Origin of the sequence: Pedobacter nototheniae (assembly GCF_004335085.1) — a bacterium.
GTDB classification, from domain to species: Bacteria; Bacteroidota; Bacteroidia; order Sphingobacteriales; family Sphingobacteriaceae; genus Pedobacter; species Pedobacter nototheniae.
The window spans coordinates 18,921-34,340 of record NZ_RQRS01000016.1 but is presented as its reverse complement, the minus strand read 5'-3'; the positions used below and the strand labels follow the sequence as shown (position 1 = coordinate 34,340).

Below are 15,420 nucleotides of genomic sequence, written 5' to 3'. Positions count from 1 at the left end.
GAAATTTTATTTTTATATAATATGTGCATTCAAAAATAGATATTTGAGGCGATAGTTTTAAATATATGTCATTAACCGATTTCTTTTCGCCCCTTAACCCAGATCAATTTACCCCTAAACAAGGTTTTTTAACCAGTCAGCTTGGTTTAAAAACCGAAATTTATACGGAGAAATTTCCGGATTTGGAGGAGAATACTTACGATATGGCAATTTTTGGCGTATTGGATGGTAGAAGTGCCGTAAACAATGAGGGTTGTGCTTTAGGTCCTGATTATTTTAGGGAGAAGTTTTACAAGCTTAACGAGGGTGCCTTTAACTGTAGAATAGTAGATTTAGGAAACATTAAACACGGCGCTACCATTGCTGATACTTATATAGCAGTTAAAATGGTGGTTTCTGAGCTGGTTAAAAATGACATTATTCCAATTATTATTGGTGGCGGTCAGGATTTAACTTATGCTCAATACCTAGGGTATGAAAACCTGGAGCAAAAGGTAGATTTAGTTATTGTTGATAATCAGTTTGATATTGATGATGACAACAACGAGGGTATTGCAACACGATCTGACTGTTATTTGAATAAAATTTTCTTACATCAACCCAACTATCTTTTCAATTTCAGCAACATTGGTTATCAAACTTATTTTGTTAATCAGGAGAGCCTGAGTGTAATGGATAAGCTTTATTTTGATGTGCACCGTTTAGGTGAGTTTGCTCAGGATATTACTTTAACAGAGCCAATTATTAGAAATGCGAATATGCTAAGTTTTGATATGGGTGCCATTCGATCTGCTGATGCTGCTGCAAACGCAAATACAACGCCTAATGGTTTTGATGGAGAAGAGGCTTGCCGAATTGCCCGTTATGCAGGCATGAATGATAAACTTACTTCGATAGGTTTTTACGAGTTTAACCCTGCTTACGATAATAACGGACAAACGGCATTTTTGCTGGCTCAAATGGTTTGGTATTTTGTTGATGGTTTTTATGCCCGCAAAAAGGATTTTCCACTTACACCAAAATCGCAATTTATAATTTACAGAACGAGCTTAAAAGATGGTTCTGGTGAAATGACTTTTGTGAAGAGCAAAAAATCAGATCGCTGGTGGATGCAGGTTCCTTACCCTTCGGGCCAATCTAAAAACGAACGTTACCACCTAGTACCTTGCCGGTACGAAGATTATCAAATAGCTGTAAATGGTGATATGCCTGATCTTTGGTGGCGTACCTATCAAAAGTTATCATAATTTTACTCAGTATTTTACGTTTTAAAAAACTACAATCTTATATTTGGACAAGGAACCATATAACTACCTTATTAAACATGAAAAAAATATTATTATCTGCGGTGGCTTTGTTACCATTAGCAGCTATGGCACAGAAGCCATTTAACATTAATGGCGACATTAAAGGCCTAAAAACTGGTGATAAAGTTTATTTGGTTTACCCTGCCGATGGACAAAGAGTTACAGATTCTACAACAGTTACCAATGGAGCCTTTGCATTTAAAGGTACATTAAGCGATCCTGCAAGGGGAAATTTATTCTTAAATAAAAACCCATATGTTAATCCACCTGCAAAAGGCGAAACATTAGATTATTTAACTTTATACCTTGAGCCTGCAACGATTAAAGTAACTGCGGCAGATTCAATTAAAAATGCAACTATTACAGGCTCGCAGGTTAATGATGATGATAAAAAATTAAAAACGTTAACAAAACCTGTAAATGATCAATTAGCTGCTATTAATGCAGAGTTTTCTAAACTTACCGAAGAGCAACAAAAAGATCCTAAAATAAGAGAGGAAATTGGCAACCGTTACGATAAATTGACTGCAGAATTAACACCGCTTTTATTATCATACGCTAAAAATAACCCTAAGTCTTATATCAGTTTATCTGTTATTGGTCAATTGGCTGGAGATCCTGAAAAGATTGCGGAATCGGAAAAAGCATTTGACGGATTAGCTCCAGATTTAAAAAATTCTAACTCAGGAAAACAAATTGCTCAAATTTTTGCTGCAGACAAAAAAACTGCTGTTGGTGTAATGGCAATGGATTTTACACAGAATGATGCTGATGGTAAACCTGTAAAACTATCTGATTTTAAAGGCAAATATGTATTGGTTGATTTTTGGGCTTCATGGTGTGGTCCATGCCGTAAAGAAAACCCTAATGTAGTTGTTGCTTACAATAAATTTAAAGATAAGGGCTTTACCGTTTTAGGCGTTTCATTAGATCGTCCTGGTAAAAAAGATGCTTGGTTAAAAGCAATTGCCGACGATAAATTAACCTGGACACATGTTTCAGACTTAAAATGGTGGGATAATGAAGTTGCTAAAATGTATGGTATTCGTTCAATTCCTGCGAATTTCTTAATTGACCCAACTGGAAAAATTATTGCTAAAGGTTTAAGAGAAGAAGCTTTACAAGCTAAACTTCAAGAATTGTTAGGGAGCAAATCCAAATAATAAACATTCTGTTTAGATGCTGAAATCAATTTAGCTCTACGAAAGGATGCAATAAAAAAGGGCGGAGATTTATGAATCTCCGCCCTTTTTTATTATGCTATTTTAATGATTACACTAAATCAAAACCAATATCTTCTCTGAAATATTTGCCATCAAAATAAATTCTACCTGCATCTGCTGTAGCAGCTTGCAAAGCTGTAAATAAATCTTTTTGTAGGCTGGTGATTGCAATAACGCGACCGCCATTGGTTTTTACCACATCGTTTTCTAAAAGTGTTCCGGCGTGGAAAGCATTTGAATGGCGTAGATTTTCGATACCAGAAATGGCTTTACCTTTTAAATAATCGCCAGGATAACCACCAGCAACAATCATTACGGTAGCTGCAGTTTGCTCACTAATTTCTAGTTTAACCTGATTTAATGTTTTATTGGCGGTTGCCATAAATAATTCTACCAAATCATTTTCTATACGAGGAATAACGCTTTCTGTTTCCGGATCGCCCATTCTCGCATTATATTCAATTACATAAGGTTCTTCTCCAACTTTAATTAAACCGAAGAAAATAAAACCTGTATAATCAATATTATCTTTCTTTAAACCTTCTACTGTTGGTTTAATAATTCTTTCTTCTACCTTACTTAAAAACTCAGCAGATGCAAAAGGAACAGGAGAAACAGAGCCCATACCACCAGTATTTAAACCTGTATCGCCCTGCCCAATTCTTTTATAATCTTTAGCTTCAGGTAAGGTAATATAGTTCTCACCATCTGTTAATACAAAAACTGAAAGCTCAATACCGCTTAAAAACTCTTCTATTACAACTGTTGCTCCGGCAGCACCAAATTTGCCTCCTAGCATAAGCTTAAGCTCTTCTTGCGCTTCTACAGTTTCCGTACAAATTAAAACACCTTTACCCGCAGCTAAACCATCAGCTTTTAACACAACTGGCAATGCATGGTTTTCTAAATAAGCTAAGCCATCTTCTAAAGTTTCAGGTGTAAAAGATTGAGATGCGGCCGTTGGAATGCCATGGCGTTGCATAAATTGTTTAGAAAAATCTTTACTTCCTTCTAAAATGGCACCCTCTTTTTTAGGTCCTATAACTGGAATATGTGCAATGGTAGAATCTGCAAGAAAAAAATCGTGAATCCCATTTACTAAAGGTTCTTCCGGTCCAACAACAACCAGATCAATCTTTTCGGCAATTGTAATTTTTCTAATTGCATCAAAATCATTAACGCTGATATTAATATTGGTACCATAAGCATTTGTACCGCCATTTCCAGGTGCAATAATCAGTTTATCGCATAGCGGAGATTGGCTCATTTTCCAGGCAAAAGCACTCTCTCTGCCGCCCGATCCTAATAGTAAAATGTTCATAGCGGCAAAGATAAATAAAAATGTAAGAGGGAGGATGGAAAAGGAAAAAAGGATGTAAGATGATAAATAAGCTTCTTAAAGCTGGAGATTGCAGCACAAGCTTGGTTAAATAAACCTTATTGTAGTGGAAGCCCATTCTGTGTTTTCAACAGACATGGCTTTTAACGGAAAGAAGGGCTGGATGAGCCGTGAAATACTGACATTCATTTCCTAATCAAAAACATTAATTATTTGGAAAGCAAGGTTCGGTTTTCTTTTGATAATCCTGTCCTGCTTTACGCTGTATCCCGACAGAAAAAGTCGGTATGCCGCTTCAATCAGGTTTATAGATGAAGTTTGTATATTCCAAAATAAATCTGCATGATTGGCTCGATTATTTTATAGGTTTCTTAGCAGAATCCCCACTTAAATAAACCTTATTGTAGTGGAAGCCCATTCTGTTTTTTCAACAGAAATGGCTTTTAACGAAAAGAAGGGCTGAATAAGCTTTGAAATACTGACATTCATTTCCTAAGCAAAAACATTAAGTATTTGGAAAGCAAGGTTCGGTTTTCTTTTGACAATCCTGTCCTGCTTTACGCTGTATCCCGACAGAAAAAGTCGGTATGCCGCTTCAATCAGGTTTTATGGATGAAGTTTTGTACATTCCAAAATATGCATACAGGAAAATATAGAAGGATATAAGATTAAAATTCGACTATTCAATTTTTCTTATATCCTTCTAACTTGCTAACTTCCTTTAGCGTTTCTGGTCATTTGCTCCAGCATATCCCACATTTCACTTGGAATAGCTTCTAAACCATTAAACTGACCTGCTCCTTGTAACCATTCGCCGCCATCGATACTAATTACTTCTCCATTAATATAGCCAGAGAAATCACTAATTAGAAAGGCTGCAAGATTGGCAAGTTCTTGATGATCGCCAACTCTTTTCAAAGGAACGCGATTTTTAAAATCGAATTTTTTAGCTAAATCTCCTGGCAGTAATCTTTCCCAAGCTCCTTTTGTTGGAAACGGACCTGGAGCAATGGCGTTGGTTCTAATTCCATATTTGCCCCACTCAACAGCTAATGATCTTGTTAAGGCCAAAACTCCACCTTTAGCACATGCCGAAGGCACAACATAGGCTGAACCTGTAAAAGCATAGGTGGTAATAATATTTAAAACGGTTGCTGGTTGTTTTTCTTTAATCCAATGTTTACCAAAAGCGAGGGTACAATTTACAGTACCTTTTAATACAATATCTATAATTGATGAAAAAGCATTTGCCGATAAGCGCTCTGTTGGTGAAATAAAATTTCCGGCTGCATTGTTTAATAAAGCATCTACAGAACCAAATTTTTCTAAAGTTTTGGCTAATACGTTTTCTATTTGCGCTGTATCTCTAACATCACATGCTACTGCCAAAACCTTCCCCCCGGTTTTCTCTTCCATTTCATCAGCTGCCTTTTGCAATACATCTTGCTTACGACTGGTAATAACTAAATTGGCACCGAGTTTTAAAAAATATATGCCCATTGCTTTCCCTAAACCTGTGCCACCACCGGTAATAACAATGGTTTTCCCTTTTAGGGCATCTTCTCTAAGCATGGGTTGATTAAATGCAAACATAATATTGAATTATAGCGTGAGTGAATGATTGATTGATTTAATGACTAGCCATTGTGGTTACTTTCTCTGTAGGTTGGCTAATATAGTTTTTAAGATATGGCGTGTTGCAGGGGACCACCATTGTGCTAACATTTTTTCTAAGGTTGCCGATTGATCTGCTGTAACTGCTGCAATTAATTCTTCGCGAATATTTAGCTTACTTTGAGACCAAGTATTACCTTCTAGCTCCATAAACTTTTTAATTTTTCGCTCTGCAGTGGTTAGTAAAACTTCATTTTTAACAACATCATCTACTAAACCCACTTTTAAAGCTTCTTCTGGGCTATAAAGCTTTCCTGAAAGTAAGCTTCTTGATGCTTCTGCGTTACCAATCCAAAAAGCATATAATTGGAAAATGCTGTTTGGCACTATAATTCCAACAGGAACTTCATTTAAACCAATAATATATTGGCCTTCTGCCATTACCCTGTAATCGCAGGCTAATGCCATTACACAGCCACCAGCCGGACTATGCCCACTGATTGCTGCAACCATAGGTTTTTTAAAAGAAACCATATTAGCGGTGAAATTTAAAAATAGCTCCCAAAAAGATTTTGCTTCTTCTTCGTTATAGTTATAAAGTTCAATCAAATCTAAACCTGCTGAAAAAAATGGTGCTGTTCCAGTTAATATTACGCCGCCAACATTATCATCGGCGGCAATATTTTTCAGCATATCATCTAATTCAGTAATCAATTGGCGATTTAAAGCATTTGATTTACCTCTATTGAGCGTTATGGTTGCTAAACGATCTTTTACACTTACTTTTATTGTTTCCATTGTTAAATAGTATCAAGATTTAAATATCAAACGGTATGCTAACTGCGCACAGCATAAACTATGCATGCATACTATTTCAAATTTATCTATTTTTCCCTATTTAACATCATAAGTGTAAACTTTTCTTGCCAAATGCCCTGCTGCATCTATACCTTCTATTACCACACGGTATTTGCCGGCCTCATTTGCATTATAAAATTCAAACTTTGCTTTACCATCTTTGGCTACTACTTGTGGGTTCCAATAAATAGTTGTTCTATAATCTGCAGTATTAGGATTACTTGCTTGATCGTATTTAGGGGCATAGAATTCACGCGATACTGAGAATCCTTTTGGGCTAATGCTTAAAATTCCTGGTGCATAACGGTTGTAACTATAATCACTGCCGCCACGCTTAGTTGTTATAACGAGTACACCACCACCGCCTTGTCCGCCATAGATGGCTGTATTAGCTCCACTTTTTAACAGTTCTATTGTTTCTACGTCATTAGGATTAATATTATCCAAAAACTCAGGTTCTACTTGCATTGCATCCAAGATTATGGTCATTGGCGTACTTTGGCTTCTCATTAAATAAGGTGTAGAGCCTCTGAAAATTACACCTGGTAGACGCCCTTGCAAACACTGAGATAAGTTAACGCAAGTTGATAATTGATCTGCTTTAAGTATGTAATCAGCATTACCAGCACCATTTAAGTTAGATGAATATTTAACAGGACTACGTTTTTCGGTTATGGTTACCTCATCAAGCTTAATTGTTCGTTCTAATAAGCCGAGCCGTGTCATTTCATTAAAGTAATTATCGCTTTCTTTTATGTACTTCATTAAAGCGTTGTTAACGTTTACTTCAACATCTGCTCCGTTTTTGTTTTTGGTTACAATTTGATTTGGTACAACATCAAGGTTTATATCAACAAATTTACGGTCGGTTTTTGTTCTTGCTTGTACTACAAACTTGGTACTATCATTATATTCTAAATTATCGAATACAAACTTACCCGCGGCATTTGTTACTGTATCTAAAATAAATATGGTTCCTTTAGTTGCCATTAACATTACTTTACCGCCAACAACGGGTTTATTACCTTTCATTACGGTACCTGTTATGCTTAAAGATTCTTCCGGTTTGTAAGTAATATTTGGGCTTAGATTATTAATAATATTTTTCCAGGTAAATCTTCTCCAGCCTTGTGTAAGCATTAAGTTATCAAGCTCTTTTTGAGTTTTAACATCATCGCTTAAAAAGTAATGATTAGGTTTTTCTACATAACCTACCAAATCGGATGTTAGCAGTAGTGAGGTAAAAATGTTGGTTTCATTATCCTCGTCTGGCGCCACTTTACTGGCATTGGTAACCGCTACAGAAAAACTCCCCAGTATAGGTTTCTGTTCATTTGAGGCATCAAAAGTAAAGGTAGATTTTCCTCTTTTTACACCTGATGCTGATGAGGTATTTAAAGCAACGTCGATAAAATCGCTCTTATTCTGATTAAAAATTAAGCGCTCTGCTAATGGCTGATTAGTAGCCGAGAATAACGTGAATTGTACAATTCCGGCAGGTAAATTTTTTCTAGGAATATTGGCCACCAATACCTGTTTCTCCATTTTGGCTTTAGAAACATAATATACATTGCCACCTTGCTGCGCTACAACTTTAAGTTCATCTCCATTGGCCATATCTTTGGTAGCCATAATTTTTAACGAAACTTTGCCTGTATCAAGGTTATTAGCTGCTATTGTATAACCACTTTTTTGCGCCAGTGGAAGTTTAAAATCTTTAGTGGAGCCATCTTTAAATTTAATTTTGGCTGTAAAATTACCACCCGGCTGTATATTAAAAATAAAGTTGCCCATTCCTAAATAGCTTGTTTCAAATGTGGTGATTTCATTGCCGGCGGCGTCTAAAATAGATCCTTTCACATCTTCGCCCTGCCCAGCAGCATTTACAGCTTTAATTGCTATTTTTTGAGGCAAATCCTCTATTAAACTTCCTCCTTCTGCCATAAACTGAACATCCACATTATTGGATGTTGCAGTGATAGGAATTGTTTTTACAATTTTTTGCTTATTATCTAGTGTAATTGTTGCTACAATTCTTCCTGTTTTATTGTTTGCTATTTGTGTGTTTGCGAAACTAATTAAAGCATCGCCCGATAAGTTGGTTTTTGTTCTTCCTCTTGTAACCGTTTTATAATCGAGTTGTACTTCATAACTCACATCATTTTCTTTGTATCCAACTCCATTTTTATCCTCGAAGTGAATTGTTGAATTAATTTTATCGATATTATTTTCTTTAACAAAAGCGTATTGGGTATTTGTAAAAACTTTGTTTGCCCAACTGTTGCCTATTTTGATGGTTTTATCAAAGAAAAAATCCGTTCCAAAATTTCGCATATACTTGGTGTAGGCTCTAATTCTATAATTACCTTCGCTTAAAGAATCGGTAAGTTTGAAATCGCCCCAGGTAATACCGCCCATTATAGGCAGTTTAAGTTGTTTTTTTACAGAGTCCTTTTCGTTAATCAACTCCACGTACAAAATTTTGCTAATGTTTGATGGACCTTGTGTTTTGGTATTTGTTATATAAGCTTTAAACCAAATATCATCGCCAATGGCGTAATATGGTTTATCCATATGTAAATGGACTTTTTCCTGCGGATATTTGTTCGTGTATTCATCTAGTTTTTTTAGCAATTGACTAAATGGATCATCATCCATTTTAAAGGCCATAAAACCAATAACGATAAAAATAAAGCTGATTGCGAGAGTAATTTTGAGTTTCATTGTGCTGTGTACAAATAAAATATGCCTCAAGGTACAAAACCAGAGGCATATATTTATGAAGTTAAAATGAATTTTGATTTAGAAGTTATTCTTCCACATCATACTCTCAACTGGTTTGGTTGTTTTATTGTTATACTTAGCATTTCCTTTAGAGTTGTACATCGTTTCGATATTCCCTTCTACTACAAAGTAAATTAGTTGCCCAATGGGCATACCTGCATAAATTTTAACAGGCTGCGCTACCGAAATTTCTAAAGTCCAGGTGTTACAAAAGCCTACATCACCTTTACCCGCAGTTGCATGAATATCGATCCCTAGACGGCCGGTACTGCTTTTGCCTTCTAAAAAAGGAACATGGCTATGTGTTTCTGTATACTCCAAAGTTACGCCGAGATAAAGTGTTCCAGGCTGCAAAACAAATCCATCTTTAGGAATTTCAAAATGATCGATCTCATTATGCTGCTTTGCATCAAGCACTCTATTTTTATATGTTGCTAAATATTTACCCAAGTGCACATCGTAAGAATTGGTTCCTAAACACTCCCGATCAAAAGGTTCAATAATAATTGTGCCCTTATCAATTTCCTCCAATATCCTTTTATCCGATAATATCATTTTTATGCTTATTTTTGGCCTAAATTATCATTTATTTAAGATAATTTTGCATGTTAATCCTAATTTTATAAATGCCCATAGTTTATAATAAAAATATTGATGAGCATTCGGTTCTGGCCATTTGGAAAATCGAAGAAACGGAATCCGAATTGTTTGCCGGATTACAGCTTAAACAACACGAACTTGATGTTATTTCTACGTTCAATAATGGCAAAAGACTTTTACATTGGCTAAGCACAAGGCTGTTGCTTAGAACTATGCTCAACACAACTGAATATATAGATTGCCAGTTTGATGACCATGGGAAACCTTACTTAGTTGATTCAGAATATTCTATTTCTCTCAGTCATTCTTATGATTATGCCGCGGTAATGATTAGCAAAGAGCATGCTGTAGGTGTAGATATTGAACTGATTAAGCATAAAATAAAAAGCATAAAGCATAAGTTTTTGAGTGATATTGAACTTGCTCAAAAACAAATTGGAGATAATACAGATGGCTTATATGTTTGTTGGTGCGCTAAGGAGGCTATTTATAAATGGTACGGAAAAAAAGGTTTAGAGTTTAAGCAACATATCCATATTAAACCCTTTAAACTAAAAAGTGAGGGCAGCTTAAATGCCATAGTAGAATTACCCGAAGGTACACGCTCTTTAACGGTAAACTATTTTAAAACCAAAGATGGTTACATGCTTGGTTATGTGGTTGCATAGCCAAAATGTTTTTCGAAAAAATAAAATAAAGAGATGAGTGATATCAGTAAAGAATCGGTTAAAAATACAGTAGTTAATTTTGTAGATTGGGGCTTAATCGATTATCAGCAGGCCTGGGATCAACAGGAAGATTTACTGAATAAAACTGTTGCCGTTAAAACTGAAAATAGGATTAATGCTACGCACTTACCAACGCCTAATCATCTTATTTTTTGCGAACACCCTCATGTTTACACCTTGGGCAAAAGCGGTCATCCAGAAAATTTATTGCTTGATGAAGCTGGCTTGAAAGAAAAGCATGCAACTTATTACAAAATAAACCGCGGTGGAGATATTACTTATCATGGTCCGGGCCAACTTGTGGGTTACCCTATTTTAGATTTAGATAATTTCTTTACCGACATTCATTTATACCTTCGAACGCTTGAAGAAGCTGTTATTTTAACGCTAAAGGATTATGGAATAGGAGCTGGCCGTTACCCTGGTTATACAGGGGTTTGGTTGGATGCAGATAATGAAAAGGCTCGAAAAATTTGCGCAATGGGCGTTCGTTGTAGCCGTTGGGTTACAATGCATGGCTTTGCCTTTAACGTTAATGCAGATTTAAACTATTTCAAAAACATTGTACCTTGTGGCATTGATGATAAAGCGGTTACTTCTTTAGAGCACGAATTGGGTAGAAAACTGAATATAGAACAAGTAAAAAATACATTAAAAAATCATATCGCCGATTTGTTCGGAATGAAATTAGTTTAATAAAAAAATCGCTTGGATGAAGTTTTTCGTAGTTTATACTATGAAAGTTTTATTCTGCTCTATTTTATTTTCTTTACTAACTTCGGCTTGCTCAAAACCTAATAATATGCCTGCCTACCAAGCTACTGATACACCTTTAAATAGCAAAAGCTATACTTATTTAGCGTTAGGTGATTCTTATACCATTGGCGAACAGGTAAAACAGGAAGAATCCTTTCCTTTTCAATTGCAAAATGCTTTAAAAGGAAAAAATCTTAATGTAAAATCACCTAAGATAATTGCAACAACTGGCTGGACAACAAATGAACTTCAAAGTGCAATTAAGCAAGCTAACTTAACAGATAAATATGATTTTGTTACCCTGCTTATTGGTGTAAACAATCAGTATCGCGGTTATCCGATAGAGACTTATAAAAAAGAATTTTCGGAATTGTTGCAGCAGGCTATAGTATTTGCAAATGGCGACAAAAGCAAGGTTTTTGTAGTATCCATTCCCGATTGGGGCGTTACTCCATTTGCAAAAGGAGGTTCACGAAGTGCACAAACCATTGCAGAAGAAATAGATAATTTCAATGCAGCAAATAAACAAATCACACTTGAAGCGGGGGTAAGCTATACTGATATTACACCTGGATCTCGAAAGGCGGTTACTGATCTTTCTCTTGTTGCACCAGATGGTTTACACCCTAGCGGAAAAATGTATGGCGAATGGACTGCTGCATTATTACCAAAAATAACTGCAGTTTTAAATAAATAAGCTAAAAACAATTTTAATTTAATATTATTGCTAAACGAATTAGATTTAATCAATCTGATTAACCAATAAACTAACGCTCAAATTAAGGTTGCTATTTTTTATCGACCTTAAACCGCTCTAAATGAAATTAACTAATCCAGAAACAACCTTTGCATTCAAAATAGTTTGGATTATCATTTCAGCTTTGGCTATTTTTATTATCCTTTCCAGCAAGTTTGTAAATCCTGATTACTTCAAACTTATTCCAGTATGTACTTCCAAATTAAATAACCAAACATGCAGTTTTTGCGGCATGACGAGGGCTTTTATTCAGATTGGGGCTTTAAATTTTAAGGAGGCTTTTGTTTTAAACAAGGGCAGTATATTTTTATTTATCGCTATGCTACTTAATAGCCTGGTATTTTTTGCTTATTCAATATTTAAATTAATAAATCACTTTCAAACAAAAAACAGTAAATTATGAAAACAGTAGGATTGATATTTGGCATTTTCTCTGTATTGGGTATGCTTTTAGGTTTTATTCCTTGCTTTGGGGCATTTAATTGGCTAAACATTCCTTTTGCAACACTTGGCCTAATTTTTAGCATTTTAGGATACAATCAAGAAAGTCAAAAAAACATGCCTACAGGTACGGCAGTAACAGGCATTGTATTATGTGCTATTGCCATTATATTTGGCGGAATAAGATTGATTTTAGGCGGAGGAATTGTTTAACAATCAACCTAAAAAAGCAATAAAAAACTCTCTTTACTTTCCTTAGTAAAGGGAGTTTTATTTAATCAATATTGGCTGTTGTATAATTATAATCTTTCATAACAGTCTCCAAAAACTTCAATTCGTGCATCCCAGTGGGGATAACAATACTTAAATGATCGGAAACTTTATTCGCCATTTGATAAATCAGCGTATGATTTCCAGTTTTATAATAGGTAACTAAAACCTCGTGTATCAATTCAATATCGCGATCAGTCATAAAGTTTACGTTATCAAAAACAGGTATATATTCTTCAGCAACGGGGTGAAATGCAATTTGCTGAAATGCTGTTGCAGGTTCAGTTTTAATTAAGGTTGTTCCAGCTACCAAATCACCAAAACGCTGCTTATTATCTGTAACTGCTACACAAATTAAACCGCCTAACTGGGCTGTTAAAACAAAATCTACAATTCTAAATACCCAACGCATAAAATATTGCCCTAAACTTGCTTGCGCTCCATCAATACTTATTACTCTAATTTTCATTAATCTTTTACCCACACTTTGCCCATTCATAAAAATTTCACAAAGCAAATCGTAAAAAACAAAGCCAATACAATAAATAATTAATAGAATAAATGGGAATATGGATATTTCATTTAAAATCCCCAACATGGAAAATAACAATAGAAATACGAAAAAAATGATGGCAAACATCCCCAAATCTATTAATCTTGCTGCCACACGTTCTCCTAAACCGGCTACGGCATAATCTATATCAACGTGCTGGCTGGTACTAATTTTAATTGTTTCCATATCTACCCAAACTTAAAAAAATTGTTTTTAAGACAAGCTAGTTGAGCATAATTTTATTATTATCGTTTTAATAAGCAGTTCAAAATAATAAGCTTACATATTCCATTGACTAATAAGATTTTTGTTTTATTTTAACCAAAATTTAAAACCGGAAAATTCTTTATGAGAGAAGCGCTGTTTGTGAAGCAAAATTCTGAAAAGTGGAAGGGCTATGAGCAAATGCGCACAGATAATCCTGATGAATTGGCTCATCGTTTTATCGATATTACGAACGATTTAGCGTATGCCAAAACATTTTATCCAAAATCTAAAACCACAGCCTATCTAAACGGTATTGCTTCGGTTTTACATCAGGCCATTTACAAAAATAAAAAAGAAGAAAGAGGTCGCTTTGTCCGTTTCTGGAAATACGAGCTACCGTTATTATTCCATCAATACCGTAAACAACTTTTATATTCATTTATTTTCTTCGCTATTTCTTGCTGTATTGGTGTACTTTCTGCAAAGTACGACGACTCCTTTTTGCGCATGTTCTTTGGCGATCAATATGTAAATATGACGAATGAAAACATTGCAAAAGGCGACCCTTTTGGGGTATATAAGCAACAGGGTGAGTTTGAAATGTTTTTAAAAATAGCTTCAAATAACGTTTGGGTAATGTTATTGATGTTTGCCAGCGGTGCCTTTTTTTCAATTGGCCCTGTATTTTTTCTCCTCAGAACTGGGATAATGATTGGTGCTTTTGAATATTTTTTCTTTAGCAAAGGCCTAGGTGCTCAATCCGTTTTAGTTATTTGGATTCATGGCACTTTAGAAATTTTAGCCGCGGTTATCGCTGGTGGTGCTGGCTTAGTTTTAGGAAGTGGATTGCTTTTCCCGAAAACACATACCCGTTTAACCGCCTTAAAAAATAGTGCAAAAGATGCTTCTAAAATTGCGTTAGGTATTATTCCAATTATTTTATTAGCAGCCTTTTTCGAAAGTTTCGTTACCCGCCATACAGAAATGCCTATTTGGCTTAGTGTTTCCATTTTAGGTGGCTCACTTGCTTTTATGATTGGTTATGTAATTATTTATCCAAAAAAACTATTTAAACGTACTCAACAAGAATTATAATGGCAGAAAAAGTAGAATTTAGAAAAATACGTGAGTTTGGTGAACTTATTGGTGATACTTTTCTATTTATAAAACAAAATTTTAAACCTTTAGGGAAAGCTTTTATTTACATCTGTGGCATTTTTATTTTAGGTGGGATAATTAGCTCAATCTTAACGCAACTCCAAATAATCGATTTCCAAAGCACCAGCTATCCTAGCTCTTATCGAAATAATCCATTTGACGCGTTTTCAAAAGTTGGTTTTCCGTATCTCTTGGTTATTCTTTTTATGATGCTTTCTTACACAGCCATATACATTACAATTTTAAGCTACATAGCACTATATGTTCAAAAGGGAAATGTTGCTCCAAGTGTAGAAGAAGTTTGGAGCTACTTTAAGTTTTACTTTTTACGCATGTTAGGTAGTGGTATTGTAATGTCAATTTTTGGCGCATTATGCTTTATATGCTGTGTTATTCCAGGCATTTACGTGTTTCCTGCCCTAACCATTTTTTATCCTATTATGATTATAGAAAACGGAAGTATTGGATACTCTTTCAACCGATCATTTAAATTAATAAAGGATGAATGGTGGATAACTGCCGCAGTAATCATCATAATTTGGATCATTACTTACGCCTGCATGATGCTTATTCAACTTCCTTCAATTATTGTAGCTATGGTTGGTGCCTTTACCAATGTTGGCAACCCAATAACAAAAACTTATATTTTTTTATCTTCTATTTTACAATACATAGCGTATATACTTACAATTATTCCGCTAATATGTGGAACGTTAATTTATTTTAATCTGGTAGAACGTAAAGAAAGTAGCGGTTTAATAGATAGAATTGGGAGTTTAGGCCAAGCAACCGATCAAACTAATATACACCCCGAAGAATATTAGG

At 35.0% G+C, this 15,420-nt stretch carries 15 protein-coding genes; 9 read left to right on the top strand and 6 right to left on the bottom strand.

The genetic code is table 11. The features are described from left to right. Positions 1-65: 65 nt before the first annotated feature. Both EHC72_RS14540 and EHC72_RS14535 read left to right on the top strand, forming a co-directional pair. On the top strand, positions 66-1,247 hold the full coding sequence (locus EHC72_RS14540) for a formimidoylglutamase (RefSeq protein ID WP_131538442.1): 1,182 nt from the start codon (positions 66-68) through the stop codon (positions 1,245-1,247). Positions 1,248-1,324: 77 nt separating this feature from the next. After that, entirely contained in the window at positions 1,325-2,470 is a 1,146-nt protein-coding gene (locus EHC72_RS14535) for a TlpA disulfide reductase family protein (protein WP_131538441.1), read from the top strand. Positions 2,471-2,579: 109 nt separating this feature from the next. Here EHC72_RS14535 and purD read toward each other — a convergent pair whose 3' ends face one another. The 5 genes from purD to dcd all read right to left on the bottom strand — a co-directional run bounded on the left by purD (position 2,580) and on the right by dcd (position 9,680). Next, positions 2,580-3,851, bottom strand: a complete 1,272-nt coding sequence (purD, locus tag EHC72_RS14530; protein ID WP_131538440.1) for a phosphoribosylamine--glycine ligase — start codon at positions 3,849-3,851, stop codon at positions 2,580-2,582. 729 nt (positions 3,852-4,580) lie between these two features. Further along, a complete protein-coding gene (locus EHC72_RS14525; protein ID WP_131538439.1) occupies positions 4,581-5,462 on the bottom strand; it encodes an SDR family oxidoreductase in 882 nt (293 codons plus the stop codon). A gap of 57 nt (positions 5,463-5,519) precedes the next feature. Then, positions 5,520-6,281 (bottom strand): enoyl-CoA hydratase/isomerase family protein, encoded by a 762-nt coding sequence (locus tag EHC72_RS14520; protein WP_131538438.1) that lies wholly within the window; start codon positions 6,279-6,281, stop codon positions 5,520-5,522. A 96-nt stretch (positions 6,282-6,377) separates the two neighbouring features. Further along, positions 6,378-9,065: a carboxypeptidase-like regulatory domain-containing protein gene (locus EHC72_RS14515; protein WP_246029433.1), complete on the bottom strand. Its 2,688-nt coding sequence runs from the start codon at positions 9,063-9,065 to the stop codon at positions 6,378-6,380. A 78-nt stretch (positions 9,066-9,143) separates the two neighbouring features. Then, complete coding sequence (gene dcd / locus EHC72_RS14510; RefSeq protein ID WP_131538437.1) at positions 9,144-9,680, bottom strand: dCTP deaminase; 537 nt, start codon at positions 9,678-9,680, stop codon at positions 9,144-9,146. Between the two features lie 71 nt (positions 9,681-9,751). Here dcd and EHC72_RS14505 point away from each other — a divergent pair, with 71 nt between their 5' ends. The 5 genes from EHC72_RS14505 to EHC72_RS14485 all read left to right on the top strand — a co-directional run bounded on the left by EHC72_RS14505 (position 9,752) and on the right by EHC72_RS14485 (position 12,620). Then, a complete protein-coding gene (locus tag EHC72_RS14505; protein WP_131538436.1) occupies positions 9,752-10,393 on the top strand; it encodes a 4'-phosphopantetheinyl transferase family protein in 642 nt (213 codons plus the stop codon). A gap of 33 nt (positions 10,394-10,426) precedes the next feature. Next, on the top strand, positions 10,427-11,149 hold the full coding sequence (gene lipB, locus EHC72_RS14500) for a lipoyl(octanoyl) transferase LipB (protein WP_131538435.1): 723 nt from the start codon (positions 10,427-10,429) through the stop codon (positions 11,147-11,149). Positions 11,150-11,255: 106 nt separating this feature from the next. Then, positions 11,256-11,906 carry an SGNH/GDSL hydrolase family protein gene (locus EHC72_RS14495; protein WP_246029432.1) on the top strand — a complete coding sequence of 217 codons (651 nt, stop codon included), beginning with the start codon at positions 11,256-11,258 and terminating at the stop codon, positions 11,904-11,906. 121 nt (positions 11,907-12,027) lie between these two features. Continuing rightward, the gene (locus EHC72_RS23290) at positions 12,028-12,369 is read left to right on the top strand and encodes a DUF2752 domain-containing protein (protein ID WP_131538434.1); all 342 of its coding nucleotides are present in this window, start codon (positions 12,028-12,030) and stop codon (positions 12,367-12,369) included. Next, positions 12,366-12,620, top strand: a complete 255-nt coding sequence (locus tag EHC72_RS14485; protein WP_131538433.1) for a hypothetical protein — start codon at positions 12,366-12,368, stop codon at positions 12,618-12,620. The genes EHC72_RS23290 and EHC72_RS14485 overlap by 4 nt, the downstream gene beginning before the upstream one ends. 61 nt (positions 12,621-12,681) lie before the next feature. Here the strand turns inward: EHC72_RS14485 and EHC72_RS14480 are convergent, their stop codons facing one another. Next, a complete protein-coding gene (locus EHC72_RS14480) occupies positions 12,682-13,416 on the bottom strand; it encodes an RDD family protein (protein WP_131538432.1) in 735 nt (244 codons plus the stop codon). Positions 13,417-13,578: 162 nt separating this feature from the next. Between EHC72_RS14480 and EHC72_RS14475 the strand changes: the two genes are divergently transcribed. Together EHC72_RS14475 and EHC72_RS14470 are read left to right on the top strand one after the other, a co-directional pair. Further along, positions 13,579-14,532, top strand: coding sequence for a stage II sporulation protein M (locus EHC72_RS14475; protein ID WP_131538431.1), 954 nt, complete (start codon positions 13,579-13,581; stop codon positions 14,530-14,532). Further along, positions 14,532-15,419 carry a hypothetical protein gene (locus tag EHC72_RS14470; RefSeq protein WP_131538430.1) on the top strand — a complete coding sequence of 296 codons (888 nt, stop codon included), beginning with the start codon at positions 14,532-14,534 and terminating at the stop codon, positions 15,417-15,419. The genes EHC72_RS14475 and EHC72_RS14470 overlap by 1 nt, the downstream gene beginning before the upstream one ends. Position 15,420: the final 1 nt, after the last annotated feature.